The organism is Arthrobacter sp. E3 (genome assembly GCF_017353415.1).
In the GTDB taxonomy this organism is placed as follows: Bacteria; Actinomycetota; Actinomycetes; order Actinomycetales; family Micrococcaceae; genus Specibacter.
Genome location: NZ_JAFMPX010000001.1, coordinates 1 through 26,794, shown reverse-complemented (window position 1 = coordinate 26,794; position 26,794 = coordinate 1). Strand labels below are relative to the sequence as shown.

The 26,794-nt window shown below is 61.4% G+C and carries 22 protein-coding genes and 2 tRNA genes; 20 read left to right on the top strand and 4 right to left on the bottom strand.

Features of this window, described 5'->3' with window-relative positions; genetic code table 11:
• Positions 1–78: 78 nt before the first annotated feature.
• Complete coding sequence (locus tag JMA46_RS00120; protein ID WP_247646927.1) at positions 79–1,479, bottom strand: amidohydrolase; 1,401 nt, start codon at positions 1,477–1,479, stop codon at positions 79–81.
• Between the two features lie 101 nt (positions 1,480–1,580).
• On the opposite strand from JMA46_RS00120, the gene JMA46_RS00115 reads away from it, so the two are divergent.
• The 13 genes from JMA46_RS00115 (at position 1,581) to JMA46_RS00055 (ending at position 15,792) form a co-directional block, all read left to right on the top strand.
• Positions 1,581–2,330 (top strand): SDR family oxidoreductase, encoded by a 750-nt coding sequence (locus JMA46_RS00115; RefSeq protein WP_207343271.1) that lies wholly within the window; start codon positions 1,581–1,583, stop codon positions 2,328–2,330.
• 356 nt (positions 2,331–2,686) lie between these two features.
• Positions 2,687–4,162: an MFS transporter gene (locus tag JMA46_RS00110; RefSeq protein ID WP_207343270.1), complete on the top strand. Its 1,476-nt coding sequence runs from the start codon at positions 2,687–2,689 to the stop codon at positions 4,160–4,162.
• Between the two features lie 105 nt (positions 4,163–4,267).
• A complete protein-coding gene (locus JMA46_RS00105; protein WP_207343269.1) occupies positions 4,268–4,930 on the top strand; it encodes an MOSC domain-containing protein in 663 nt (220 codons plus the stop codon).
• Between the two features lie 361 nt (positions 4,931–5,291).
• On the top strand, positions 5,292–7,241 hold the full coding sequence (locus tag JMA46_RS00100; RefSeq protein WP_207343268.1) for a DEAD/DEAH box helicase: 1,950 nt from the start codon (positions 5,292–5,294) through the stop codon (positions 7,239–7,241).
• A 156-nt stretch (positions 7,242–7,397) separates the two neighbouring features.
• Positions 7,398–8,198, top strand: coding sequence for an MBL fold metallo-hydrolase (locus JMA46_RS00095; RefSeq protein WP_207343267.1), 801 nt, complete (start codon positions 7,398–7,400; stop codon positions 8,196–8,198).
• Between the two features lie 243 nt (positions 8,199–8,441).
• Positions 8,442–8,513, top strand: a tRNA-Thr gene (locus tag JMA46_RS00090).
• Between the two features lie 63 nt (positions 8,514–8,576).
• Positions 8,577–8,650, top strand: a tRNA-Met gene (locus tag JMA46_RS00085).
• Positions 8,651–8,835: 185 nt separating this feature from the next.
• The gene (locus tag JMA46_RS00080) at positions 8,836–9,498 is read left to right on the top strand and encodes an NAD(P)H-binding protein (RefSeq protein WP_207343457.1); all 663 of its coding nucleotides are present in this window, start codon (positions 8,836–8,838) and stop codon (positions 9,496–9,498) included.
• A gap of 10 nt (positions 9,499–9,508) precedes the next feature.
• Complete coding sequence (locus tag JMA46_RS00075; protein WP_207343266.1) at positions 9,509–11,083, top strand: Na+/H+ antiporter; 1,575 nt, start codon at positions 9,509–9,511, stop codon at positions 11,081–11,083.
• 236 nt (positions 11,084–11,319) lie between these two features.
• Positions 11,320–11,811: a hypothetical protein gene (locus JMA46_RS00070; RefSeq protein ID WP_207343265.1), complete on the top strand. Its 492-nt coding sequence runs from the start codon at positions 11,320–11,322 to the stop codon at positions 11,809–11,811.
• Positions 11,812–11,826: 15 nt separating this feature from the next.
• Positions 11,827–14,355, top strand: coding sequence for a hypothetical protein (locus tag JMA46_RS00065; RefSeq protein ID WP_207343264.1), 2,529 nt, complete (start codon positions 11,827–11,829; stop codon positions 14,353–14,355).
• Positions 14,356–14,534: 179 nt separating this feature from the next.
• Positions 14,535–15,407, top strand: a complete 873-nt coding sequence (locus JMA46_RS00060; RefSeq protein WP_207343263.1) for a CoA ester lyase — start codon at positions 14,535–14,537, stop codon at positions 15,405–15,407.
• 112 nt (positions 15,408–15,519) lie between these two features.
• A complete protein-coding gene (locus JMA46_RS00055; protein ID WP_207343262.1) occupies positions 15,520–15,792 on the top strand; it encodes a DUF3188 domain-containing protein in 273 nt (90 codons plus the stop codon).
• Here the strand turns inward: JMA46_RS00055 and JMA46_RS00050 are convergent.
• Complete coding sequence (locus JMA46_RS00050; protein WP_207343261.1) at positions 15,789–17,345, bottom strand: MFS transporter; 1,557 nt, start codon at positions 17,343–17,345, stop codon at positions 15,789–15,791. The genes JMA46_RS00055 and JMA46_RS00050 overlap by 4 nt on opposite strands.
• Before the next feature lie 79 nt (positions 17,346–17,424).
• Between JMA46_RS00050 and JMA46_RS00045 the strand changes: the two genes are divergently transcribed.
• From JMA46_RS00045 to JMA46_RS00015, 7 genes are all read left to right on the top strand, one after another.
• Positions 17,425–17,991, top strand: a complete 567-nt coding sequence (locus JMA46_RS00045; RefSeq protein WP_207343260.1) for a TetR/AcrR family transcriptional regulator — start codon at positions 17,425–17,427, stop codon at positions 17,989–17,991.
• A gap of 38 nt (positions 17,992–18,029) precedes the next feature.
• Positions 18,030–18,479, top strand: coding sequence for a MaoC family dehydratase N-terminal domain-containing protein (locus JMA46_RS00040; RefSeq protein WP_207343259.1), 450 nt, complete (start codon positions 18,030–18,032; stop codon positions 18,477–18,479).
• Positions 18,479–18,919 carry a MaoC family dehydratase gene (locus JMA46_RS00035; RefSeq protein WP_207343258.1) on the top strand — a complete coding sequence of 147 codons (441 nt, stop codon included), beginning with the start codon at positions 18,479–18,481 and terminating at the stop codon, positions 18,917–18,919. Before JMA46_RS00040 ends, JMA46_RS00035 begins: the two co-directional genes overlap by 1 nt.
• Entirely contained in the window at positions 18,916–20,196 is a 1,281-nt protein-coding gene (locus JMA46_RS00030) for an MFS transporter (RefSeq protein ID WP_207343257.1), read from the top strand. The genes JMA46_RS00035 and JMA46_RS00030 overlap by 4 nt, the downstream gene beginning before the upstream one ends.
• Entirely contained in the window at positions 20,193–21,278 is a 1,086-nt protein-coding gene (locus JMA46_RS00025) for a UDP-N-acetylmuramate dehydrogenase (protein WP_207343256.1), read from the top strand. Before JMA46_RS00030 ends, JMA46_RS00025 begins: the two co-directional genes overlap by 4 nt.
• A gap of 170 nt (positions 21,279–21,448) precedes the next feature.
• The gene (locus tag JMA46_RS00020; protein WP_247646926.1) at positions 21,449–22,579 is read left to right on the top strand and encodes an acyl-CoA desaturase; all 1,131 of its coding nucleotides are present in this window, start codon (positions 21,449–21,451) and stop codon (positions 22,577–22,579) included.
• Between the two features lie 153 nt (positions 22,580–22,732).
• Positions 22,733–23,908 (top strand): winged helix DNA-binding domain-containing protein, encoded by a 1,176-nt coding sequence (locus JMA46_RS00015; protein WP_207343255.1) that lies wholly within the window; start codon positions 22,733–22,735, stop codon positions 23,906–23,908.
• A gap of 31 nt (positions 23,909–23,939) precedes the next feature.
• Here the strand turns inward: JMA46_RS00015 and JMA46_RS00010 are convergent, their stop codons facing one another.
• The gene (locus JMA46_RS00010; RefSeq protein WP_207343254.1) at positions 23,940–26,117 is read right to left on the bottom strand and encodes a hypothetical protein; all 2,178 of its coding nucleotides are present in this window, start codon (positions 26,115–26,117) and stop codon (positions 23,940–23,942) included.
• A 6-nt stretch (positions 26,118–26,123) separates the two neighbouring features.
• Positions 26,124–26,546 (bottom strand): hypothetical protein, encoded by a 423-nt coding sequence (locus JMA46_RS00005; protein WP_207343253.1) that lies wholly within the window; start codon positions 26,544–26,546, stop codon positions 26,124–26,126.
• Positions 26,547–26,794: the final 248 nt, after the last annotated feature.

The following is a 26,794-nucleotide window of genomic DNA, read 5'->3' as shown; positions in this document are numbered from 1 at the left end:
CGAACGGCAGGTGAAACGTCCCTTCAGTGTGTCCGGGACCAGCCCGGCTTAAGTGTGACCAACCTAGCGAAACTGGCCTCAGGCCCGGGAGGCTGCGGCACCTACCCGGGTCTCGGCGTCGTACGTGTAGACCTGCTTGCCACCAATGAAGACCTTCAGGGCCCGCTGCATGACATCCATCGGGTCCCCGCTCCACAGCACCAGATCCGCGTCCTTGCCCACCTTCAGCGAACCGATCCGATCTGCCAGGCCCAGCACCTTGGCCGGGTTGATCGTGATCGCCCGCAGTGCGGTGTCCGAATCCAGGCCCTCCTTGACGGCGAACGCGGCCTGGTGGACGAGGAAGTTGATGGGCACCACTGGATGGTCGGTGATGATGGAAATTTCCACACCGGCGGCGGCGAGCTTGCCGGGGTTGGCGATGGAACGCCCCCGCAGCTCAGGCTTGGACTTGGTGGTGAACAGCGGACCGATCAGCACTGGAATGCCGCGCTCAGCCAAAACATCGGCGATCACATGGGCTTCCGTGCCGTGGTCAATGACAAGCTCATAGCCAAACTCGTCGGCCAAGCGCAGGGCCGTGGCGACGTCGTCCGTGCGGTGGCAGTGCTGGCGCCAGGGAATCTCGCGGCGCAGCACCATGGCCAGCGCCTCCATGTGGGCGTTGCGCGGGCGTGGCTCCGGCAGTGCCATCCAGTTTTGGGCGTCCATGAACGCCTGACGGATCACCAAAGCCGTGCCCAGGCGAGTGGAAGGGGTCTTCTTTTTCTCCCCGTACACCGTTTTCGGGTTCTCGCCCAGCGCCGACTTCAAACCACTGGGGGAGCGCAACACCATCTCCTCGATGTACCTCCCGTGCGTGTGCATCGCAACAGCGAGCCCGCCAATGGGGTTCCCGGAACCGGGGTTCACGTTGACTGCGGTGATCCCGCCGGCCAAGGCGTCGTCAAAGCCGGGATCGAAGGGGTCCACGGCGTCGATGGCGCGCACGCCCGCCATGACGGGGTCGGTCATCTCATTGACGTCGTTGGTGGAGCCGAGTTCACCTTCGGGGTCCATGCCCACATGAACATGCGCGTCGATGAAGCCGGGCATTAGCCACTGGCCCTTGGCATCGAGCACATCGGCGCCTTCCGGGATCTGGATGGATGCGCCCAACCCGAGAATCTTCCCGCCTTCCACCAGTACGGTTCCATCAAATGGCGTCCCTTCCACCGGAACCACATGGGCGTTCGTGATGGCCAAAACACGCCTTTTGGCTGCGGCCGCGGCCTCGCGGATGGTGGCGCTGATCGAGGCCGTGTTGGCGGCAGGCTTCATCGGCACACCCTTCCCGACAGCCTTGCCCACCTTCTTCGCCGCAGTAGGCCCGCCCGGCTTCACGGGGACGGAGCCGGGCTTTCCTGCGGGGGCGGCAGCCCTGCGCGTGACCCTTCCTGGGGTGAATCCGGAGTTGGGGGTGGGCTGTGAGCTGCTCATGACTGCCTTTCGTGTGCCATCGGGGGAACTCTTCCAAGCTACCGCGTTTATTCATCCAGAGGCCGCTAGCAGGCATGGCTTCCCCCGCATAGTCTTGAACCATGCACGCAAAGACAGCCTTGATCACGGGCGTGGGCCGCACTGTTGGCATTGGCGCTGGCATTGCCCGCACCCTCGCCGCCGAGGGTTGGGACTTGGTCCTGAACTATTGGCACCCTTACGACGAGCACATGTTCGGAGGGCCCATGTCCCACAATATTGCCGAGCTCAGTGCCGAACTCGTTGCGTCCGGCGCCCGGGTGTGGGCCATGCCGGCGGACTTGGGTTACCCGTCCGCCGTCGAACGTCTTTTTACCCAAATCGCCGCGGAAGCCGGTCCGTTGGAGGCGATGGTGCTCTCGCATTGCGAGTCAGTGAATTCAGCGATCCTCGACACCTCTCTGGAGAGCTTCGAGCGGCACTTCGCCGTCAACACACGCGCGAACTGGCAGCTGATTGCGGCCTTTGCCCGGCAAGCCACGCACGACGGCGGCGCGATCGTTGCGCTGACAAGTGACCACACAGCGTTCAACCTTCCGTACGGCGCGTCGAAGGGTGCGCTGGACCGGATTGTCATTGCGGCCGCACGGGAATTGGGTGGCCAGCAGATCAGCGCCAACGTGCTGAACCCCGGACCCGTGGACACCGGATGGATGGACGACGCCGTGCGTGCCGAGCTGACCGCAATGCAGCCCAGTGGCCGGCTTGGCACTCCCGCCGACGTGGCGCCGGTGGTGGCGTTCCTGCTTTCACCGGCCGGACGCTGGGTCAGTGGCCAGCTGGTCAAGGCCGACGGCGGCTTCTCCGCATAGCGGGGACAACGTATGCGCTGCACTCGCCGCAAGTTGTGCGCATGTACACTCATGCGCTGCACTCGTCGTGGGTTGCACGCATCTTGAAACCTGAATGCCGGACCCTCGTTGCAGGTTCGGACGGCAGGCGTCCCTGCCAAATTGGTGACGCATTGCACCCGGGATGCTTCCGCAGGGCCCTACGTTCATTAGTAGAATTGTGACGACGACAAAACACGCCCCTGCCTTGGCCCATTCGGGTGCTGGGGGCGCAAAGGATGCCAGGCGCGCAAAACGCACCATCCATAGAATTTTCGCCGCCGGACGCGCCACCGCCGGCAGTTCCCAGACTTGTCCCACTGTCCCTAGGAAGCTACTTGAAACCCACCGCCCCACCCGTTGGCAAGGCCCGCTCCATTGCCTTGATCTGCCTGTTCATGGCCTCTTTCATGGAGTTGCTGGACGCCACCATCGTCAACGTCGCCCTGCCTGACATCGAACGTGCCCTCGGCGCCCAAAACGCGGAACTGCAGTGGATGGTGGCTTCCTACACGCTGGCTTTGGCCGTTGGCCTGATCACCGGCTCCCGCCTGGGCGACATCTACGGGCGCAAAAAGATCTTCATCATCGGCTTGGTCGGCTTCACCGTGGCTTCGGTGCTCTGCGGGGCGGCCATGAACCCGGAAATGCTCATCGCTTCACGCGCTTTGCAGGGGTTTGCCTCCGCAGCCATGATCCCACAGGTGCTTTCCAGCCTGCAGGTCATGTACAAGCCTTCGGAAAGAGCTGGTGCGATGGCAGGCTTCTCGGCACTGGCTGGCGTCGCCGCAGTCTCCGGACCCATCATCGGCGCCGTCTTGACGGACGCAAACCTCTTTGGCTGGGGCTGGCGCACCATTTTCTTCGTCAACATTCCGGTGGGTGTCTTCGCCGTGATTTGTGCCATCAAGTTCGTCCCCGAATCCAAGGCGCCGGTGCGGCACAAACTTGACCTGTCAGGCGTCGTGATTCTGGCCGTGGGCATGCTGGCCATCCTGTACCCGCTGACCATGGGCCGGGAAGAAGGCTGGCCGCTGTGGACGTATGTGTCCATGGTCCTCGGCGTGCTGGTGCTGGCAGGTTTTGTGTTGTTGCAGCGCCGCGAGGAAAAGCGCGGGGGCGAGCCGTTGGTGGCCGTGTCCTTGTTCAAGAGCCGTGCGTTCGCCGCCGGCATCGCCATGATGTTCCTGTTCTTCATCCCCATGAATGGCTTCTTCCTCATCCAGACCCTGTTCCTGCAGCTGGGCCTGGACTACCCGATCCTAAAGGCCGGGCTGACCATGATTCCGTTCTCCGTCATGGTCCCGGTGCTGGCCGGCATCTCGGCAACCATCCTGGCCCGCAAGATTGGCCGCGTGGTGCTGCAGCTGGGCCCGCTGGTGGTCGCAGCCGGTTTCGTGGTGCTGATCTTCACCGTGCAGGCAGTTGGCGGCACCGTCACCCCGTGGCACCTGTTGGCGGGTCTTGCCCTGAGCGGCGCCGGGTTCGGCATGGTCGTGGCTCCGGTGGGCATCTTCGTGCTCTCGGAAGTCCCCACCAAGCTGGCCGGCACCGCCTCGGGCTTGTTCAACACCACCAGCCAGCTCGCCGGCGCCCTGGGTGTAGCCATCATCGGCACCATCTTCTTCGACGCCCTCGACACAAGCAGCGCCACGAGCAAACCGGGGGTGTTCATCGACGGCTTCACCTCCACCATGTGGATCATGGCCGCGGGGATGGTGCTGGCGGCCATTGCGGCGTCCTTCCTGCCGCGCTGGGCATCTGAGGCAGATGTCGCTGACGATGACGCGCCCGCCGTCTTGGTTGGCGCCTGAGAAGTACGACGCCGGGTCCCGCCTTGCGCTGGTGTCGCCGGGTTGGCCCGGGGCCGGACTGTATGCCCGGCAGTTGGGGCGCATTGCCTGCCTTATTGTTAATCCATGACTGACTCCAGACACCCGAGTGGTTCGATTCTGGCCATTTGCCGGGTTCACCAGCTGATCACCACAGCCACCGGCTTTGGGGTCACGGGCATCGACAAGCGTCCTGTTGCCGGAGCCGTCAGTTTGCGCAAATTTGGCGTGTTCGGTGATGTGCAGGGCGACATCGAACATCACGGCGGCCCTGACCAGGCCGTTTACGCCTATTCCCAAGAGGACGCCGACTACTGGAGCGCTGAGTTGGGCCGCACCATCACGCCAGGACTCTTTGGTGAAAACCTGCGAACAAGTGGCGTGGAAACCAGTCAGGCTGTGATTGGCACTCGCTGGCGGATTGGCAAGGCACTGCTGGAAGTCACGTCACCGCGCGTTCCGTGTGCCACGTTCGCGGAGCGTATGGACGAGCCTCAGTGGGTCAAGCGGTTTACACAGGCGGGACGTGCGGGCACCTACCTGAGGGTGTTGGAGCACGGTAAGGCCACGGCGGGGGACGCCGTCGTGGTTGAACACGTGCCGCAGCACGGGATCACCGTGGGGAAATTCTTCAGCGATCCCACAGTGGAGGATGTGCTGACATTGCAGCGCCTCGAAGCTGACGGGGAGTTGAAGCTCTCCAAGCACTTTTACGCCAGATTCCCGAAGATTCTGGCGCGCGCGGCCTAATTTCTTGGCGATGTGCGGAAACTCACGGGCCATCAGCGGCCCTCCAAGTATCGCGACGGCATGTGATGCCCTACAATTTAAACATCCCCCACTCCGGTATCTCCTTTTATTTTCTGCCCAATTTTTGAGGCAGGAGCCTGAAGTGTATGGGGCCCGCAAGTTTTTTGGGCGGGCAAGTAGCGTTCATAGGGGATTGCCGGCAAAGAAACGCCATGCAGCATTGGCCTTGGGTCAATGCTGGCAGCCGTACCCACGGCGCGCACATGGCGCGAGATCCTGCCCGGGATGCCGAGTAGCGGCTGGATTTCGTTCAAAGCGGCAACTTCGCCGCCTGGCCCTATGAATGAGGACATTCAACACCATGCCCGAAAACTTGACTGAAAATTCCCCCGCCACGGAGGAAGAAAACGAATTGACGTTTGCCGACATGGGCATCGACGGCCGCGTGCTGGCTGCCCTGGACGACGTTGGCTACGAGAAGCCCTCACCCATCCAGGCAGCAACCATCCCGTTGCTGCTCGAAGGCCGCGACGTTGTTGGTCTGGCCCAGACAGGAACGGGCAAGACCGCGGCATTCGCCGTTCCCGCCCTGTCCCGCATGGCTGAGTTGATGGACCTCAACGGTCCCACCAAGGACACTCAGATCCTGGTCTTGGCCCCGACCCGTGAATTGGCACTGCAGGTTGCTGAAGCATTCGCTTCCTACGCCAAGCATATGGACAACTTCTCCGTACTCCCCGTCTATGGTGGATCGGCCTACGGCCCCCAGCTGGCCGGTTTGCGTCGTGGTGCACAGGTTGTTGTCGGTACTCCCGGCCGCGTCATCGACCACCTCTCCAAGGGCTCTTTGGACCTGTCGAACCTGCAGTACCTGGTGCTGGATGAAGCCGACGAGATGCTGCGCATGGGCTTCGCCGAAGACGTTGAGCAGATCCTGTCCAAGACACCGGCCGAGAAGCAGGTTGCCCTGTTCTCCGCCACCATGCCCAGCCAGATCCGCCGCATCTCCAAGCAGTACCTGAACAACCCGGCCGAGGTCACGGTGAAGTCCAAGACCACCACCGCAGCCAACACCCGCCAGCGCTACCTGCAGGTCATGGGCCCGCACAAGCTGGACGCACTGACCCGCGTGCTTGAAGTTGAAGAATTTGAAGGCGTCATCGCGTTTGTGCGCACCAAGATGGCCACCGAGGACCTTGCCGACAAGCTCCGTTCACGCGGCTTCCTGGCTGCCGCCATCAACGGCGACATCCCGCAGCAGCAGCGCGAGCGCACCATTGAAGCCCTCCGCGCCGGCAAGATCGACATCCTGGTTGCCACCGACGTTGCAGCCCGTGGTCTTGACGTGGAGCGCATCACCCATGTGATCAACTACGACATCCCGCATGACACCGAGTCCTACGTGCACCGCATTGGCCGCACGGGCCGCGCCGGCCGCTCAGGCGACGCGATCCTTTTCATGACCCCGCGCGAGAAGTACCTGCTGCGCGCCATTGAAAAGGCCACCCGCCAGCCGGTGGACCAGATGCACCTGCCGTCCGCAGAAACCATCAACACCCTGCGCCTTGGCAAGTTCGCTGAAAAGATCACCGAGACCCTTGCCAGCAAGGACGTCTCCAAGTTCCGCGACCTGATTGCATCCTACGAGCAGGAACACGACGTTCCGGCCGCAGAAATTGCCGCAGCCTTGGCCGTCATGGCCCAGGGCGGCCAGCCGATGCTGGTCAACGACCTGCCAGCTGCTCCCGAATACCAGAAGAAGGATCGCGCCAAGGACGGCTTCGGCTCCCGCGGCCCGACCCGGACCCTGACCGAAGGCAACGCCACCTACCGTATTTCGGTGGGTCGCCGCCAGCGCGTCATGCCCGGCTCCATCGTTGGTGCCATTGCCAACGAAGGCGGCCTGTCCTCCTCACAAATCGGCGGCATCGACATCCGCTCCGACCACACCTTGGTGGAACTGCCTGCCGAGCTGAGCAAGGACCAGTGGCGTGCCCTGAGCAAGACCCGCATCAGCGGCGAGCTGATCAACCTCGAGTTGGACAAGGGCCGCCGTCCCGCCGGCGGTGGCGGCACTGCCGCTCCGTACAAGGGCCGTGAAGACCGTGGCGACCGCGGCCAGGGTGGTTTCAAGAAGAAGTTCGACGGCGACCGTGGCGGCTTCCGCGGCGATCGCGACCGTGGTGCTGACCGTGGAGCCGACCGCGGCTTCAGCAACGAGCGCACCCAAGGCCATGCCGGCCACGGTGGCGGCGACCGCCGTCCCCGCCACGAAGGTGGACAGAACTTCAACAGCAAGGGCAAATGGTAACCCCGGGCACCAAGCCTGAGGTAACTGTTTGACGCGAGGGGTGGGTCCGGCCAATGGTCGGGGCCACCCCTCGCTTTTCATTTTTGGGAGGGTTCGGGCCGTGTTACAGCCGCTGCGCCTGAATGCGACAACTCTGGATACGAGAAAGGAGGCGTGATGGTGAAGTGGACTGTGGGGCGGGCTGTCATTGAGGTGCTGCCGGGCGTTTTTTTCGTTGAGGGGCCAGCCGTCAACTGGGTGATCCTCACAGAACCCGATTCACGGCGTTTCACGCTCATTGACACCGGTTACCCAGGAGACTGGGACCGGTTGCTGGCGTCGTTGGCCCATGTAGGCCGAAGCCTTGACGACTGTGCCGCGCTGCTCATCACGCACGGTCATTCTGACCATATTGGTTCCGCCGCTCTGGTGGCCGCCCACGGCGTGCCGGTGTACGCCCACGAGCTGGAACTGGCCAACATACGCCGTGAAATCTCGGAGCAGATCACGGTCAAGGACCTGGGCTGGCGTGTATTGGCTCCGCGGGTACTAGTTTGGGCGGCCCATGCCGTGGCGGCCGGTGGCCTGGGTGACGTAGCAGTGCAGGCGGTCCAGCCTCTGGACGAGGCAGTGCTGGCCTCCGTACCCGGCGGGTTGGAGGCAATGCACACCGGAGGGCACACCACGGGCCACACGGCCTACCTGTGCAAGGATGCCTGCCTGCTGGTGTGTGGGGACGTGCTGATCAGTGGGCACGCCATCAGCCCGTGGGAAGGACTCCAACTGCTGCCCGCCCCGTTTCATGTTAATCCTGCCGGCATCCGGGAGGCTGCGGCGAAAATGGAAAGGCCGGAGCTGGTCTGGTTGCTGCCCGGGCATGGGCCGGCGTGGACACTTCCGCAGGGACAGCCCGCAGATTTTTCAGACCAGGGGGTTCTCAGCGCGGATTACTGGCCCTTCGGCCGGCAACGTTCATAGCAGGCTGTGACTTTCCTCTCAAAAATGGCCTTTTTGGACCTTTCGGCGCGGCGTTTTCACTCAGATTCTTGGTGGTGGCCAGAATTGTGCCATGGACGTCTCCGGACAGCGCAGCAGGGATTAGGCGTACCGGTAGAAAATGGCTGAACAAGCGCCCAGATACTGCGGGAATTCGGGACTTTTTGGCTGCTAGTAACCCCGATTTCGCATAAGACAAAACCACTGGTAAAGTATTTTCTCGTTGCCCCCCTAGCTCAGTGGTAGAGCGCGTTCTTGGTAAGAACGAGGTCACCGGATCGATTCCGGTGGGGGGCTCGCAAATGAGAAAGCTCGTGTCAAGACGGTTTGTCCGGGGTGGCACGAGCCATTCTTATTTATGGCGGCATAGCTCAGTTGGTTAGAGCGCACGACTCATAATCGTGAGGTCCCGAGATCGAGTCTCGGTGCCGCTACAGCAGGAAGAACCCGCAATCTCCGCCCCTCGGGCCGGAGATTGCGGGTTTTTTGTTGTGCCCCGCAGGCTGATCTGCAGAGGGCGTTCCGTGTGGACAACTGACATACCGGGTCCCGGCCTCTCAGGCAGACAGTGGCGTAGGCTGCCTATAAGCGGCAATCTCCACTGGAAGGAACAACGATGTTGAAGAAGGTCTTGATCATTGGCGGACACGGGAAGGTGGCGCTGTTGCTGGCGCCGCTGCTGAAAGCGGCGGGGACCGAGGTGACGGCCGTGATCCGCAATGCAGGACACATTGACGAGGTGGTGGCCGCCGGGGCCACCCCGGTGATGCACGACGTCGTGTCCTCCTCAGTTGCCGAACTCACCGATCTATTCGCCCGGCACGACGCCATCATTTGGTCAGCCGGAGCAGGCGGCGGAAGCCCCGAGCACACCTACGCTGTGGACCGCGACGCTGCAATCGCTTCGATGGAGGCCGCTGCGGCGGCCGGTGTGCAGCGCTACGTCATGATCTCCTACCTCGGCGCAGGGCCTGACCACGGTGTTCCACCGGAGAACAGCTTCTTTGCCTACGCTGAGGCGAAGGCGGCTGCGGACGCGCAACTGCGCGCGAGCCAGCTGGCCTGGACCATCCTCGCCCCCGGCAGTTTGACCCTGGATGCCCCCACTGGCCTGATCAACCCTGCGCCAGCCACTGAGCGGGACGGGGCAGACCCGCAGCACACCTCGCGGGCCAACGTGGCGTTGGTCGCCGCGGCCGTCTTGGAGCGGCCGGACACCATCATGCGCACCATCGAGTTCACAGACGGAACCGTGCCTATTGACGAGGCACTGAACCCGTAAAACCGACCCTGTGGAACAGCTCATATTGATCGTCGGGCTCCTTTTTGCCACTGTGATTGCGGTCGGTTTGGGGGACAAGCTCAAGCTGCCCTACCCGGTGCTCATGCTCATCATGGCCGGAGCCTTTACGTTCCTTCCCGGCTTTCCGGACCTGCGGATCAACCCGGAACTGATTCTGCCCATTTTTTTGCCACCGCTGCTTTTCGCCACGGCCCAGAAGAGTTCCTGGGGTGTGTTCCGTGTCCGTTGGCGCACCATCCTGCTGCTGGCTGTGGCTCTGGTGGCCGTGTCCACTGCTGCGGTGGCTGGAGCTGCCTGGCTGCTGATTCCCAGTATTGGTATTCCCGCAGCCTTGGCGCTGGGTGCCATGTGCGCCCCGCCGGACCCTGTTGCCGTGGAATCAGTCGCCGGGCGCGTCCACATGCCCCGGCGACTCATCACAGTCCTTCAAAGCGAGGGCTTGTTCAACGACGCCGCCGCGATTGTCATTTTTCAGACAGCAGTAGCCAGCGCCATGGATGGGCACCCTTTCGGGCTCGGGGTCATCGGGAGCTTCCTGCTCGGCGCAGCCCTGGCCATCCTGGTGGGCATGCTCATGGGTTGGGTTACCGGGATGATCACCAGGCTCATCTCGTCATCGGTGGCCCGCAGTGCCGTGACGCTGGTGGTGCCTTTTGCTGCCTACATTCTTGCTGAGGAAGTGCACGCCTCGGGCGTCATTGCCGTGGTTGTCACGGCGCTGGAAATCAAACGCCATGCCCGTGCCGAAGACGCCACCGAGCGCGTCACCAGGGCTGCTTTTTGGGATGTGGTCGAGTTGCTTGCCACGGGGCTGGCCTTTGGCTTGGTGGCACTGGAAGTCAGGGAAGTCGTCAACACGGAGGGGGCCGCGATTTGGGGCATGTTGCCTCTTGCTGTGGCGATCAGTGTGCTTGTCATCTTGATCAGGTTCCTGTGGTTTGGCCTGCTCGCGTTGTTGTCCAGAAGGAAAGACGGTGCCCCGCCGCCCACCAGCTTCAAGGACGTCGTGATCCTTGCCTGGTGCGGCATGCGCGGCCTGGCCACTCTAGCACTGGCCCTGGCCCTGCCAACTGTCCTGCCGACTGGGGCGGAGTTCCCCGCCCGGCACGAGATCATTGTGATCGCCTGTACCGTGCTGCTGGCCACGCTCGTACTGCCCGGCCTGACCCTGCCCTTGCTCATGCGTGTGCTGAAAGCGACCGACGACGGCTCCGGAGAACGCGAGGCAACGAAGGTTCTGGCCATGCGCGCCCAGGAGGCGGCCGTGGCCGCGCTGCGCGACAACGGACTCATCAAGAACCTTCCACCGGAAAAAATCGCGCTGGTGAAGGAAAAGATGCGCAGACTTCACGCCGAACTCCTCGACGGTGGCTTGGACAATGAGCCAGTGGAAGAGCGTGCACGCCGAGGCCGCGAGCTGGCCATTGCTGTGCAGACCATAGCGCTCGATGCGGCACGTTCCGAAGTACTCAGCGCCCGGAATGAGCCCGGGGTTGATCCTGAAGTGGTGGACAGGTTGCTGAGGCAGCTGGACTTGCGAACCATGATCATGCCGGACAGCTGAGACAAACCTTGACACAGCGTCTTGGACGGGTGTCAACTGTACTGAAAATACTGTGACGTATTTCATACCAGCGTCAGGGGCCTGATATGAATGCACTGGTAATTTGGTTCAAGTCCAAACCTTCTCCTGTTGGGCGGAGACAGCACCTTCCTCGGCGCGAGGCTGTCCAGCAGGCCAGAATGACCCAATGGTTGACGGGGACGTTGGCGGTTCTCGCCTTAACTTTATGGATCTCCATGGCGGAAGTGGACAGGCTCATTGCCAGCGCAGCCACAGCCACGGGCAGGAGCGCTTCGGCCAGTTCGCTCCAGGCAATCGATCCCCGCCTTGGGCAGGAAAACTGGAGCCTGTGGAGCAATCTGAATGTTGGCAGCAGGGACGACGTTGAGGGTCCCGTTCAGGCAATGCTGATCATAGACAGGCAAATGGCCATTTTGCTCGGAACCTATTTCATGCTGGATGCTATTTTCGCTTGTCTGTACACGGCTCTTCTCTTGCGCCTGCTTTGGCAGTGGCGTTGGATTCGTGGTCTGGTTTTCTTGATTCTGGTGAGTGAACTAACCGAGAGCGCACTCCAGCTTGTGACACTTGGCCAGCTTCAACCGGGTACTGGGTCAAGCCCGCAGGGTATCGCAGGATGGTTGGCTGCGGCTCCTATAGTGACAACGATCAAATGGCTGGGCTTGGCGGCCCTTATCGTGAGTTTCTTTGCCGTTCCATGGTTGTGATTAGCGTTCTTTAAGGTGGCGAGGCGGTCTTGGCAGGCACTGTTTATCCATAGGATCAGCCTCCTCGCCATACTGCTGATTGCTGCGTTGGCCTTGTTGCCCATTGCAGGCGTCAATGACCAGATGCCGGACACACAACGAGCATGGATTGAGGCGGGACCAGGCCCGTTCCTCATAACGACCTCCGTAGTGCTGGTGGTTGCCTTCGGCTTATTTTTTGTCGGGAGGCGGCGCAGCCAATTGATCTGGAGGCTCTTTCATACCCATGAAGACTGGCTGCAGGTGAAGTTTGGCCGTATTCCAGGTAAGAGGCCCTACTACTGGCTGTGGCTTGCGCCGCCCGTACTTCTAGCCACTGGCTCAGTGGTAATGCTTCACACGCCGTGGGATATCTATTGGCCGTTCGGGGCTCCATTGATTGCCATCCTCTCCATCTCCTTTGTTGTCGTGGGGGTGAGTTTGTGCCTCGAGAAACTGGGAGGCAACGACCCGATGCCCAAGCGTGAGAAACCTGACTACTTGCGGGCTTGGGATTCCTGGCGTTGCGGTGACGTGTTGTCCATGGTGTTTGTCGCCATTGCGGGCATGTCCTTGGTGCGGTCTTTTACTGCCCCACTGGTGCTGGCATGGTCCCAAGGGCAGTACATTGCCGACGAAACTGCTGCGGCCTGGCTCTTCTTTGTGTTGGGTGTTTTGACAGTGGTTTTGGCCTTTCCCGCTGGTGCGCTCGTGAACCACTTGGCTTTGGGTAAATTCATGGACCCACGTACGGCTGTCAGCGTGGAAGTTGTCAGCGGATCGGTGGTGCTCTTCGCGTTCTTCGCCACGATGCTGACAGTCTTCGTTGTGATCCCGGTGGAGGCTAGCGGTGTGGCAGGCGTGCCGGGAACAGCAACGCTGCTCGCATGTGGGTCGGCGGTCGTCATCGGACTGCTGGTCGTGTCATTGCAGGATCAGCGTCCCTTACGGATTTTTGCCAGCATGGGTTTGACCGCCAACCCCATCCTGACTCTCATTGCCGTCACGCTGCTGGCTGGCACATCCTTGGGTGGAACCCAGGGACTGCATAGCTTGAGGCCAAGCGCTGTGGCCGCGGGGTCGGTCTCACACAGCGTAAGGCCCACGGTTGAGGCGCACTTTGAGAAGTGGTTGAAGAATGAAGCTGCCTGCACTGTGGACGTCGGCGGTACGGAAAATTCCAGTCACCCAGACGTACGGGTGCGTCCCATGATTCTGGTTGCCGCTGAGGGCGGCGGTATTCGAGCTGCCAGTTGGACAGTACGGGCCTTTGAAAAACTCGCAGTGGCGGATAAGTGTGCGAAAGAATCCGTGATTTTGTCCTCTGGCGTCAGCGGTGGCTCTCTTGGGTTGACTTTGAGCAGGTTGTACGACGGTGAAGCGATGGACAAGATGAAGGAACTGGCCAAGCCAGGACCGTTGGGTGCGGCTGTCACCGGTGCCATCGTGGGTGACACCGTCGCTGCCGGCACGGGCCTTAAGGTCCCAACACGGTTCAATGACCCAGCCACAGGCGCAGAACTCCTTGCCTGGAACGACCGGGCGGGCCTTGTCGAATCGCTGTGGGAACAATCTGCCGGCAAACTTGCAAGTCCCTTTGATGCCAACGTTACCGGCCCCACCGGTGCGCTATTGCTGAATTCAACGGACACCGGGACCGGATGCCGAGTCGTGATCAGCCAGCTGCGCCTGCCCTCGGGGATTGTCAATGCAGGCCCAGCTGAGCCGGGCATCCATTGCACCACTCCGCAGGGGTTTCCCACCTCCGTGGACCTGTTGGGATCGAACACAAAATGTCCACTGTCACTTCGCTGGTCCACCGCTACCCTTTTGTCGGGGCGGTTTCCCATTATTTCCCCGGCGGGAAGGATCCCCGTTGCAGCAACTAACTCCAAGGGCGAGCTGGAATGCCAGGTGGAATCAGGTTTTCAGCTCATCGACGGTGGTTATTCGGAAGGCTCTGCATTGGGGACCATCACGGATGTGTGGCCAAACTTGCAAGCCAAGGTACTGCAGCATAACTATTGTGTTGTTCAAGCGTCAGGTAAGAATGCAGCGCCGACGAACAGGCCTGATGAAGCCTGTGATGCTGCTGTGGCCACCAAGGACATAGTTGTTCCAGTATTTCTGTTTCTGCAAAACTCGCCGGGATCGGACATTGTGCCTCGAGCACCACAGGCTACCGCGGAGCTTTTGGTCCCCATAGTGGGTCTGCACGCCAAGAACCTGCAGGTGGGGTCTGCGGCGTGGATCCAGCGGCTGGAATCCGATTCCAACGTGTGCCCCGCAGGAACCACAGGTGACCCTTGCGTTGCGGCCGTGGACAGTGTGCGGACTGCACTAGGTGGTAGGTCCGTCGTCGTCGTAGCTCCCAACAGCGTGCCCGCCCTCGCAGCCCCACTTGGCTGGTCCCTGTCGGAGATCAGTCAGCAGCAGCTCGGGGGCGCGATGGATGTTGAAGCTGACTCAAAGGTGAAGGGGAACCGTCAGCCGTTCGGCGATTTACTGGCCTACCTTGGAGGCTAGGCAGAATTGGTGCACTCAGTCGATGACGCCAGTGCTTAGCGAACCGCGATCATGCCTAAGTCAGATTATGAGATATAAATATCGCATCGTGAAAAAATGGTGTATTTGTCCAGCGGATGTGACTAAGCGTTGTGGAATCTCACAGGACGGCAAACGGGATAGGAGTATACGGTAGAAGCATGTCTACCTCTGTTGGAAACGAACCAGCCTCCGCACCTGCCCGCATCCGCAATATTCCTGCCGAGATCGCCCGTTCGTGGCTGCTCGTTCCGGCCACGCGCCCGGAGATCTTTGACGAGTCCGTCGCCTCGCGCGCAGACGCCGTCGTGCTGGACATCGAAGATGCAGTGGACCCGAAGAAGAAGGATGGCGCACGCGAAGACGTCATCAAATGGTTGCGCAACGGTGGCAAAGCCTGGGTTCGCATTAACGACGTCCACTCAGACTTCTGGGCCGACGACGTAGCCAACCTGCGCAACGTCCCCGGCTTGTTGGGCGTCATGCTGGCCAAGACCGAGAACGCTGAACAGGTCAAGGAGACCTACCATCGTCTCGACGGCAAGACCCGCGTCCTGGCACTGGTTGAGTCCGCCCTGGGCATCGAAGAAGCCAACAACATTGCCCGCGCAGAAGGCGCCTTCCGCCTGGCCTTCGGCTCCGGCGACTTCCGCCGCGACACCGGCATGGCCGCAGACCGCGAAGCCATGGCCTACCCGCGTGCCAAGCTCGTCGTCGCCAGCCGCGTCGGCAACCTGCCCGGCCCCATCGACGGTCCCACCGTCGGCACGAACCACCCGATCCTGCGCGAGCAGTCGGCCATCACGGTCTCCATGGGCATGACGGGCAAGCTGTGCCTGGCCATCGACCAGACCACCATCATCAATGAGGTCATCAGCCCCACGCCGACAGATGTCGCTTGGGCCAAGGATTTCATGGACGACTTTGAAGCCCGCGGCGGTGTCATCCGCGACGGCTCCGACCTTCCCCGCCTAGGCCGTGCTGAGAAGATCATGAAGCTGGCCATCGCGTACGGCGTCCAGCCGGCGCTCTAAGCGCAGCCACTAGCACCACCAGTGAACGTTGTGGGGCATTCCGGGTCACCGGGGTGCCCCACAGTCGTCGGTGCTGACTGGAGCGGGTGGGCAACCCGGCTAGACTGGGGCTGTGCTTAACGACTTCTGGGAAACAGCTCCGCCCGCATACAAATACGTGGTCTTTGCCGGCATGGGGCTCACCTTCATCGGCATCGTCATTATTGTCCTCGGCGCCGTGACCGCGACACCGGCCATGACGTTCATAGGACTGCCGCTTATTGGCGTCGGACTTCTGGCCCACATGATTTCGCTGGGGTTGCGTGGCCGCAATATCCGCAAGGAGCTGAAGGCTGCAGAGAAGCGCAGCGCTGAGAAGGAAGCCCTCAAACGCCGTAAAGCCTAGTGGCTTGCCGGCTCCGGGCTGGATTGTGCCGAGCGAAGTGTGCGCAGGCACATCAAGGCCGCACCGAGCATGAGCACAACGCCCACCATGGCGACAATGCCTGAACCGGAATCGAAGGCATGTTTTGCCGATGCCAGCAGGGCTTCCGCTTGTTGGGGCGGCATCCAGCTGGCCACGTCGATAGCACCACCTAGCGTCTGCCCTGCGGACTCCTTATCCGCCGAAGACATGCTGGCCGGGAGTACAACGTTCAGCTTGTAGGCGGCAGCAAGCACACTGCCCAAAATGGCGGTTCCCAGCACTGCGCCCACCTCATAGGCCGTTTCCGAGATGGCTGAGGCAGCCCCAGCCTTGGCCGGGGGAGCCGCGGAGAGGATCAGGTCATTGGAAATTGTCTCGGCCATGCCTACACCCGCACCAAGTACCGCGAACGCTGCGACGATGCCAGCAACCGAGCCTTCGGTGTTGAGCCAGACGATCAAGAATCCGGTGGCGTTGAGCAGCAGACCTCCAGCAACCAAGTAAGAAGGCTTGAAACGACTGGCCAGTTTGGCCGCCACCAGGCCGGAGACGATGGTGATGGCGAGCCCGGGCACCAAAACAAACGCTGCGTGGGTGGGGGAGAGGCCAACCACCAACTGAAGGTGCTGGGTGACGAAGTACAAGAACCCCACAAGGGCGAAGATGCTCAGCAAATTGGCCAGCACGCCGCCACTGAAGACAGGGTTCTTGAACAGGCTCATGTCCATCATGGGGTGTGCGCGACGAAGTTGCCGGCGAACGAAAAGTACACCCAGGGTGATGCCTGCGATGATGAATGCCACGTTCACGGCGGAGATGCCTGACTGGGCGATTTCCTTGATGCCGATCAGCGTGGGCACCATGGCACCAAAAGAGAGCAGGATGCTGAGGGGATCGATCTTCCCAGGGTTCGGGTCCTTGGACTCAGGGACGAAGATGGGGGCCAGAATCAACAGCGGGATGAGCACGGGAACGGAGAGCAGGAACACTGCGCCCCACCAGAAGTGCTCCAAAATGAAGCCACCGATGATCGGGCCCAGTGCAGCGCCTCCGGAAAAGCCCGCAGCCCAGACGGCAATGGCCGTTCGGCGCTGATCCGGGTGAAGGAACAAATTGCGGATCAGAGACAGTGTTGCCGGCATGAGCATGGCACCAAAGAAGCCCAACAGGGCGCGGTAGCCAACCAAGGCGCCGGCAGATGGCGCAAAGGCGGCCATCACGGAAACAATGGCGAATCCGGTGCTGCCGATCAGCAGCAGTTTCCGCCGTCCGATCCTGTCTGCAAGGCTGCCCATGAGCACCAGCAAGGCTGCCAGCACCAGCGGGTAAACGTCAATGATCCACAATAATTCCGACGCTGACGGGACCAGTGCCAAGGAGATGGACGGGATGGCGAAGCTGAGCACCGTGTTGTCAACGGAGATCAGCAAAACTGGCAGCATCAGCACAGCCAAGGCGATCCATGAACGGATTCCTGCCCGGGGAGGGGACTTTGCAGAGTCGATGCTGGGGGTGCTTGTTGTCAGGGCCATGCTTTCGAGTCTAAACCGTCCAGCCGGTACAGTAAACCGGCTGGACGGTGTACTTCGTCACTTCTTGTAGGCTGGAATCATGATTAATCACCCCCCAGCCCGGGATCGGGTTCTGGACGCCTATGCTGACCTGCTCATCAGCGACGGTCCGCGTGCGGCGACCCTGGATGCGGTGGCCGCTTCGGCAGGCGTTTCCAAAGGCGGGCTGCTGTACCACTTCAAAAGCAAAGAAGCGTTGACGGAAGGCCTCCTGGGCAAGCTTCGGGAGTACGCGGAGCAGGACTTCGTCGCCATGGCCCAAGACCCTCAAGGCTGCGCCAGCTACTACATTCGCACCAGCGTCTTTGGGGGCACACCCTTCGACCGGGCCATCGTTGCTGCCACGCGCCTGATCCAAAGCGACGACGGCGCTGTTCGGCACACATTTACCGAACTGCACGCCCGCTGGCTTGAACTGATTCTCAGCGATGTGGGGGAGCCCGCGGTGGCGCGTGCGGTCATGCTGCTCGGTGACGGCATGTACTACAACGCCACCATTTTTGGTTTCCCCGCCGGCGTGGAGGCGCAGCAGGACCAGCAGGAGCACATGGACATGGAGTCGCTGTTGGACATCGTGGCAAAAATGCGGTCCGGCACGCGGAGCTAGTGCATTCGGGGCCGGCTCCGGGCGATAGGCTTAAGCCCATGACCATCAATCCCGAGCTGCAGGGGCGCAGCTACAAATTAAGTGAAATCTACAGTGTGGGCAGGGAATCCATTCGTGATTTTGCCCGCGCCGTCAAGGCTGTCAACGCAGCACACTTTGATGTTGCAGCAGCCAAGGAACTGGGCCACGCCGACCTGGTGGCCCCGCCCACCTACGCCATCATCGTCGCCCAGCGCGCTGATGCTCTGCTGATCAACGACCCTGACTCAGGCATTGACTTCACCCGCGTGGTGCACGCGGAACAACGCTTCACCCACCACCGGGCCATTGTCGCGGGGGACGAGCTCGTTGCTGAACTTCATGTTGACGCAGTGCGCGGCATGGGCGGCGGGGCCATGATCACCACCCGTGCCGAAATTTCAACGGTGGCCGGGGAATCCGTGGCCACCACCGTGTCCGCCATTTTGGTGCGCGGGGAGGGGCAGTAATGACGAAAACAGCGTTGAACATTGCAGATTTGTCCGTGGGGACCGTGATTGGAACACGGACCCTCGAAATTTCCCGGGCGGATCTGGTCAGGTACGCCGGCGCGTCCGGAGACTTCAACCCCATCCACTGGAACGAACGCTTTGCCCGCGAAGTGGAACTGCCCGGCGTCATTGCCCACGGCATGTTCACCATGGGTGCGGCCGTGCAGTTGGTGACCGACTGGGTGGGTGACCCATCCGCCGTTGTATCGTATGGCACGCGCTTCACCAAGCCTGTCCCCGTTGCTGACATTGATGGCGCCCCGGGGGCTGCCGTGGAAGTGACTGGCGTGGTCGGAGCGTTGGATGCCGACGCCGGGACCGCACGGATTGATTTGACCGTCACCTTGGACGGACAAAAGGTTTTGGTCAAGGCGCAGGCACTGGTCCGCTTGGCGTGAACAGTGCCGCATCGGTAGACACCGTCCCTTCCTGGCGCAATGGCGTATTCATCGCCTACGCCGGTTCCGGTCTGATCTTTGCCACTTGGGTCTCTCGCATTCCAGCCATTCGTGACGACCTTGGCCTGACTCCAGGCCAAATTGGCCTGATCCTGCTGTGCATGTCGCTGGGCTCTTTCGTCTCGGTTGCAGCCTCCGGGTTGATCGTGCTGCGGTTGGGGTCGAAGCTGACGACCCGGCTGGGCATCTCGATCCAAACCGTTGGCTTCATGATCATGGGCCTGGGCGCTACGGTATTTTCAGAAACACTAGTCGTGGGGACCGGCCTTGTTCTAGTTGGTCTGGGTACCGGCAGCTACAACACTGCCTGCAACATCGAGGGTGCTGCGGTGGAGCGGGCTTTGCGTCGGCACATCATGCCGCGCCTGCATGGATCCTTCAGCATTGGCACGGTGGTCGGCGCGGGACTGGGTGCACTGGCAGCTTCCCAGCACGTTCCCGTACTCATTCACCTATGTGTGATGGCGGTCGCGGTGTTCATCGCCGTGCTGGTGGGCACCAGCCACTATCAAGCAGACAAGCTCCTCAGCACCGCACTGATGGTGGATGTCAGTGGTGTCGGTGAAGGGCGGCAGAAGGCTGCTGCGGCCAAGCGTGCGGGAAAGGCCAAAATTGCCGCTGCATGGCGCGACCCGCGCACCCTCATGCTCGGTGCCCTGGTGCTGGGACTTGGCTTGGCTGAAGGTGCGGCAGGGGACTGGGTGGCCCTTGCTATGGTGGACGGCTACCAGGCAACTCCAGCCCTTGGCGCCATAGGCTATGGCATTTTTGTCTCCGCCATGACCGTCGGCCGCTTCGCCGGAACGGTGGTCCTTGACAAGTATGGCCGCGTCATTGTGCTGCGAGCCGGTGCTGCACTTGCCGTCATTGGCTTGGGACTCTTTGTGTTTGCCCCCTCCAAGGAAGTTGCCCTCGCGGCACTCGTCTTTTGGGGGCTGGGATCCGCCTTGGGCTTCCCAGTCGCCATGTCAGCAGCTTCCGACGACCCCGAGCACGCCGCGGCACGCGTTTCAGTGGTTTCCACTGTGGGTTACGGTGCGTTCCTGGGTGGTCCGCCTCTGCTGGGACTGCTGGCTGAGCACGTAGGCGTGCTGCATTCACTGCTGGCGGTGCTGGGCATGCTGGTGGTGGCGTTCTTCCTCACCCCCGTGGTGCGTAAACCGAAATACTTGGATGACACCGGCATGGTGCGTCCACGGGATAGTGTGGAATCGTGAATGCGCAAACGGCACTGAGTACCCTGACCACCCTCGAAGTGGGCGGACCTGCCAAGAAGTACGTTGTGGCCGCTTCCGAGGCGGAAATCATAGCAGCCGTCAGGACTGCCGACGAGGTTGACGAGCCTCTCCTGATCCTTGGCGGAGGCTCCAACTTGGTGGTTGCCGATGAAGGTTTCGATGGCACCGTGCTGAAGATTGCCAGCCAGGGTTTCACCGTGGATTCGGAAGACTCCTGCGGCGGCGCCTCCGTGGTGGTCCAGGCAGGTCACGACTGGGACGACTTTGTGCACGAATCCGTCTTGCACGCCTGGTCCGGCGTGGAAGCGCTGTCCGGCATTCCGGGCAGCACCGGCGCCACCCCTGTGCAGAACGTGGGCGCCTATGGCTGCGAGGTGGCCCAGACCATTGCTGCCGTGCGGACGTGGGACCGCGAGAAAAAAGCCGTTCACACGTTCACCAACCATGAACTGCAATTCGGCTACCGCCACTCCCTGCTCAAGGCGTCAACCGTGAATGGGTCCCCCCGTTACGTGGTGCTGAGCGTGGAATTCCAGCTTCTGCTGGGCCGCATGAGCGCGCCCGTCAAATACACCGAACTGGCGCGCAGGCTCGACGTTGAGATCGGCAAGCGCGCCAACTCCCTGGACCTGCGCCGCGCAGTCCTGTCCCTGCGAGCAGCCAAGGGCATGGTCCTTGACCCTGCCGACCGTGACACCTTCTCCACGGGCTCCTTCTTCACCAACCCCATCGTCACCCCCGAGACTGCTGCAACCCTGCCGTCCGATGCCCCCCGCTACGCCGCTGGGGACAAGGTCAAGCTCAGCGCCGCCTGGCTCATTGAAAGGGCAGGATTTACCAAGGGATACGGCTTGCTGGGGGAGGCTACGAGCAACACGTACGACGCCGGGACCCCGCCACGTGCTGCCTTGTCCACCAAGCACACCCTCGCCATTACGAATCGTGGCGGGGCCAGCACCGAAGACATCCTGGCGATTGCCCGTGCGGTGCGCTCCGGGGTCGAACGTCAATTTGGTATTTCCCTGGTCCCGGAGCCTGTTTTGGTGGGCTGCTCGCTCTAGCTGTCAGCTCCGTTGCGTGTGCAGCGGCGCACCCCGTACCCGGGTACGGGGTCAAGACGGCTCCCGGGTGTGATGTTCACAGCCATGGTTCTTCATAGTGTTAATGAAAAGCTTTGACCTTTCTATCAACGTGGCACTTCCTTTTGCGGAGTCCAGCACGAGGAGAACGCATGTCGTCAGCAACACTTGACAACCCGGATGTACTCGAAGAGATGGCCGCGCCGGCGCCTGCTGTCGCCCGGAAACGCCCTGCGCGGGACCGCCACGTGACGGATTTCATCCAGCTGTGCGAGGAAGTCCGTGCCACTGGGCTCATGGATCGCGACGTCAAGTGGTACGTGCTGCGGATCGTGCGCCAGTCACTGGGCTACTTGGCCGTTCTGGCCTTGTTCCTGACACTGGGACAGACCTGGTGGCAGCTTGTAACCGCCGTCGTGTTTGCCTTCATGTGCACACAGACCGCATTCCTCTCGCACGACGCCGCACACCGTCAGGTCTTTGCCTCCGCCAAGAAGAACGCGTGGCTGGCCCGCATTGCCGGGAACCTGTTCGTTGGGCTGAGCTACGGCTGGTGGATGAACAAGCATGGCAAGCACCACCTGAATCCGAACAAGGTCGGGGTGGATGGCGATATTGATCCCGGAGCGCTCGTTTTTGACCCGGACAGCGCTGCCAAGCGCAAGGGCTTCGCGAAGTGGTTTGCCCGCCGTCAAGGCTATTTCTTCTTCCCGCTGCTGACACTTGCTGCCTTGGACCTCCACGTCTCCGCCTTGGGCCGTGTCCTGGACCGCAAGCAGATCGTCCCGGAGCGCAAGGCCGAGATAGCCTTGCTCTTCGTCCGCCTCGTGCTGCTGCCCGCGTTCACCGTCTGGTTCCTAGGCTGGGCCATTGGCCTCTCGTTTATCGTTGTGCAGATCATGGCACTGGGACTGTACATGGGTGGGTCCTTCGCACCAAACCACAAGGGCATGCCGCTGGTGCCCAAGGACGTCAAGATCGACTTCATGCGCCGCCAGACGCTCATGAGCCGCAACATCACCGGCGGCAAGTGGGTTGACGTGGCCATGGGCGGATTGAACTACCAGATTGAGCACCACCTTTTCCCGACCATGTCCTCGAGGAATCTCAGGGCCGTCCAGCCCATGGTCCGTGCATACTGCGCCGAACGGAACATCACCTACACCGAGACCACACTGGGCAAGTCCTACATGATCGTCATGAAGTACTTGAACCGTGTTGGTCTGGGCCAGCGTGACCCCTTCGAATGCCCCATCACGGCGAATATGCGTTCCGCCCGCTAGTTCGGAATCCGTACTGCAGCAAATGCGGGTGACACGCGCCAGCACCCGCATCGGCTGCAGTATGAAAGCAGCGCTCTTGTCCAGACCCGCACCAGCTGCAGTATGAACACTTCCGCAGCGCTCTTGGTGAAATCCGTCCGCTAGATTGGCTGCATGAGCAACAGCATCACGCCCGCCTCATTGGCCCACTTGCGTCTGGCCGCGCAGGGAATCCTTCCAACGTCCACCAGCCCCGCACCGGGACCGGTGGACGTTGTGCGTTCACTGACGGCACTGCAGGGCCAGGACTTCCCCGGGGCCTTGTGGTCCATAGGCCTGCGCGCACCGGGAAGCACCCGGGCGGAGGTGGAAGCCGCTTTCAACAGGGGTGAGCTGGTCCGTTCCTGGCCCCTTCGCGGAACGCTGCACGTGACCGCGGCAGAAGACCTTGGCTGGATCCTCGCATTGACGAGTAGCCGCATGGCGAAATCCATGACCACCCGCCACCGCCAGTTGGATATCACGACGCCGGACCTTGGCAAGGCGGGAGAACTCGCCCTTGGGCTGTTGGAACAGAATGGCGGGCGGGCTTCGCGGGATGACTTGTTTGCGGTCTTTGAGCAGGCCGGGCAGAAAACAGCGGCACAGCGTGGAACCCACCTGCTCTGGTTGCTGTGCATCGAAGGAACTCTCGTCCAAGGACCCATGGACAAAGTTGCCGGCAACGGCAATACACAGTTCTTTGTGAATGCCAGGGAATGGATCAAGAATCCGCGGGCCCTCACTAGAGAACAGGCCCTCGCCGAACTCGCCTTGCGCTACTTCCGCAGCCACGGGCCAGCCACTGTAAAGGATTTCCAGTGGTGGACGAAACTGACGCTCAAGGACATCAACACGGCACTGGCACAGCTCAAGAACCAGCTTGTTTCCCTTGACTGTGACGGCGTGCAGTATTGGCTGGCACCGGAAACTGCCGAGATGCTCGGTGGCGCGGGGTCACAGCGGACGGAATCTGGCTCCCTGACTGGATCACGCTCGGTGTTGCTGCTGCCGGGCTTTGACGAGTATCTGCTCGGTTACACCGACCGAAGCGCGGCGCTTGCCTCACACCACGCACCGCTGACCGTGCCCGGCAATAACGGCATGTTCAAGGCGACTGTGGTTGTGGACGGACAGGTGTCTGGGACGTGGTGCAAAGCCCAAGGTGCCGCGGAAAGGCAAAGGGAACTGGCCGGCGTCGTGCTTCCAGAACTTTTTGCCGAACTCAACCCGGCACGGTTCGAGGCAATGGAGAAAGCCGCAAAGGCCTATGCGGGGTTCCTAGATGCGACAAAGCCGGGCCCGCCATAGTAGGGCGGGCCCGGCACTCGGGGAGTTGGTGCTACTTGAAGAGCGCGGACTTCACGCCCATGATGATGCGGTCACCGGGGGTTGCCTTTTGGAGGAAGTCCACCATGGCCCAATCGTCGATGGAGACGCATCCTGCCGTCGGGACCTTGTTCTCATGCAGGAAGATGGCAAATCCCGCATCCTGGACAATATTGGGCCGGTTGTAGTTGATGACTGCGCCCTGCCGGTAGTCGTGCTGGGCTCGGGTGGCGAAATACCACATGTTTTCATCCCAGCCGACCCACGAAGTGGACTCATGGTACTTGTTGTACGTGGGTGTCCAAGGGTTGCCGCCCCAGCGTGAATTCGGGTTCAGGGTTCGGTAGGCGAGCTTCGTTCCGGGGTTGCCCAGACCAAATGCTTCGGTGAAGGTGTAGGAGCCGGTGGGAGAGAACAGGTTGCGGGTGGGACCTGATGGGACGCCGGGTGCCTTGAAACCCGAGGCGCCGACGTAACCGTCACTCTTCCAGTCGGTGACGTAGATGCCGGCGATCCTCTTGCAGTAGATCACTGTTGCATAGGCCTGGTTGTAGCCGTTGGTAAATGTCAGGAGCACGCGGTTCGCCCCGCCCGTTGTGTAGCGGGACCGGCCGTTATTCAGGTTCTGGCACTCGCTCATGTTGTAGTAACCGCCGGCGCCGCCGCTTCCCCAGCCAATGTAGCCACCCACAAATGTCTGGACGCATTGACCGCCGGAGCAGTGCTCGTCGGAGATGGGGTAACCGAGGTAGCTGCGGGGGCCGCCCTTTGCCGTGTAGGAGGATCCGATTCCACCCATGGTCATGTACGCATTGGTGTGTGCGTTATTCGACCAGAGCCGGCCGTTCCTGAAGTCCTGGTAGCAGCCGCCATTTGGCTGGCCGCATACCTGTTGGGCCTTGGGGAAGCCGAGCGTCCCATTGTGCCAGCCCCTGCGTTGGTATCCTGATAGGAACTTGCCATTGTGCACGCTCGCGGCACCCGTGGAGTTGGCGCTGTAAGCGACCCCGCCTTGGAAATTCTGGTAGCAACCGTTGTCCGACTGCCCGCAAACCTGTTCACCCCGGGGGAACTTCAGGAAGCCTGCAGTGCCGCCCTGGCTGTTGAAATGGTTTCCGATCGGACCGATCACGACGCTGAAGGCACCAGTCCCGGCAACCCAGAGTATCTGGCCGTTCTGGAAGTTCTGGAAGCATCCCTTTTGGGGGAGGTTGCACGTTTCCGGGCCAACTGGGTAGCCGACGGGGCCGGCCTGCATTCCATTGGTCTTGTAGCGCCCCAAGATCCCTCCGTGTACGGCGTGGGAGCCGGAGGTGGGGGACCAGAAGATGGTGGTCTTCTTGAAGCCTTGCAGGCACCCACCGTCGCGAAGTGCGCACATTTCGTTGCTGGTGGGCACGCCCAATGTTGCAAGACCGCCGCCGGCAAGCCACTTTCTGCCGATGCCACCCTTGGTGTTGAGCGACAGACCGGTGCTAAAGATCCACTTGCCTCCGGAGAATTTTTGGTAGCTGCCGTTCTCTGCTGGAATTTCGTCGGAAACCGGGACGCCGAAGCCTTCGGCTGCATCCTTGCCGCCGCCGTACCAAACTTTTCCAATGGCGCTGGAGGCTAGAATATGGTGGGATCCCGTGCCGGCGTCAACGTAGATGAAACCGCCCTTGAACTCCTGGACTATGTAGCCGGGGTTTGACTCTTCCTTTGAAAGTGGTGCGCCAAGTGGGCCGTTCTGTCCGTTGAGTGAATCCCAGCGAACCTTCACGGCGCCCTTGACCACTATCTCGACTGCCAACGGCTTCGCCGGGGCGGGGGGCTCCGGAGAACCAGCGAGCAGTGGCGCGGGAACCGGTGCGCTTGGTTCCTGCGTGGCTGTGGGAGTCGGGTCGGTATTGTCCTGAACGGGTTCCGACGGCTGCGGAGTGGCCGGTACCGGGGCTTGGGTCTCCGGCTTAGTCGCGGGATTGGTCGTCGGGGAAGTTTCCGGCGTGATTTCCGCAGGCTGCGCCACGTCCGTTTCGACAGCGGTGACGCTGGCCGCGTCCTTGGTGGCGGCTGGTTCGGCCAGCTCCGCGGAGCTGTTTGTTGCGGATTGGTTGGAAACAGGCGTTTCGCCGCCAAATGCCGGCGGGGTGGAGAGCATGGCGCCAAACAAGCTCAGTGCAAGGGTGGCGACGATGAGTCGATTCTTCATGATGTCCTAATCTTCAACCGACATGACGGGTTCACAGATGGCGCCGGGATCGGCAGAGATGGCGAAATCTTTTGCTGCCACGGGCTCGGCGCCCTTGGCGGGCACATCCACCGTGATCATTGTGTGTCCTTGTGCCACTGCATTGGCCACAACGGCGATGGCAATGGTGTATCGGCGCTGGGTGTTGCCGGGATTGTTGACGGTGGCCTGGAACGACCACGATCCCTCGTTGTCTGATGTGCACTTGATGTCGCTCAGGTCTTGGGTAGCCAGAGCAGACGGTGAGATTACCGTGATGGCGCCGGTGCTTTCCGGGCCTCGACTTTGCGGCGCCGCGGTGGTGGCGGTTTCCATGGCTGCAGCTGACGTGCTGGACAAAGTGTTTTCCGGCAGGTCTTTGCCTGTTGTGGAGCATCCCGATAAAGCCATGGAGGCGATTATCGGCAATAAAATCCACTTCTTTTCCATTTGTCCCCCGATATGCGTGATTGGATTTTGATTCCGAATCACCTGAGAATATCAGTGTTTGGATTATTCCCAACCAGTATGGGGCGAGTTCTAGCGGTCGTTGCAACACCCCTTGAAAACGGGAGTTGCTCCACCCATGGATTCACCGTCAATTAATGATGCTTTCTTAACGGAAAAATCACCATTGGGGATAGGCGCTGATTTGGCTG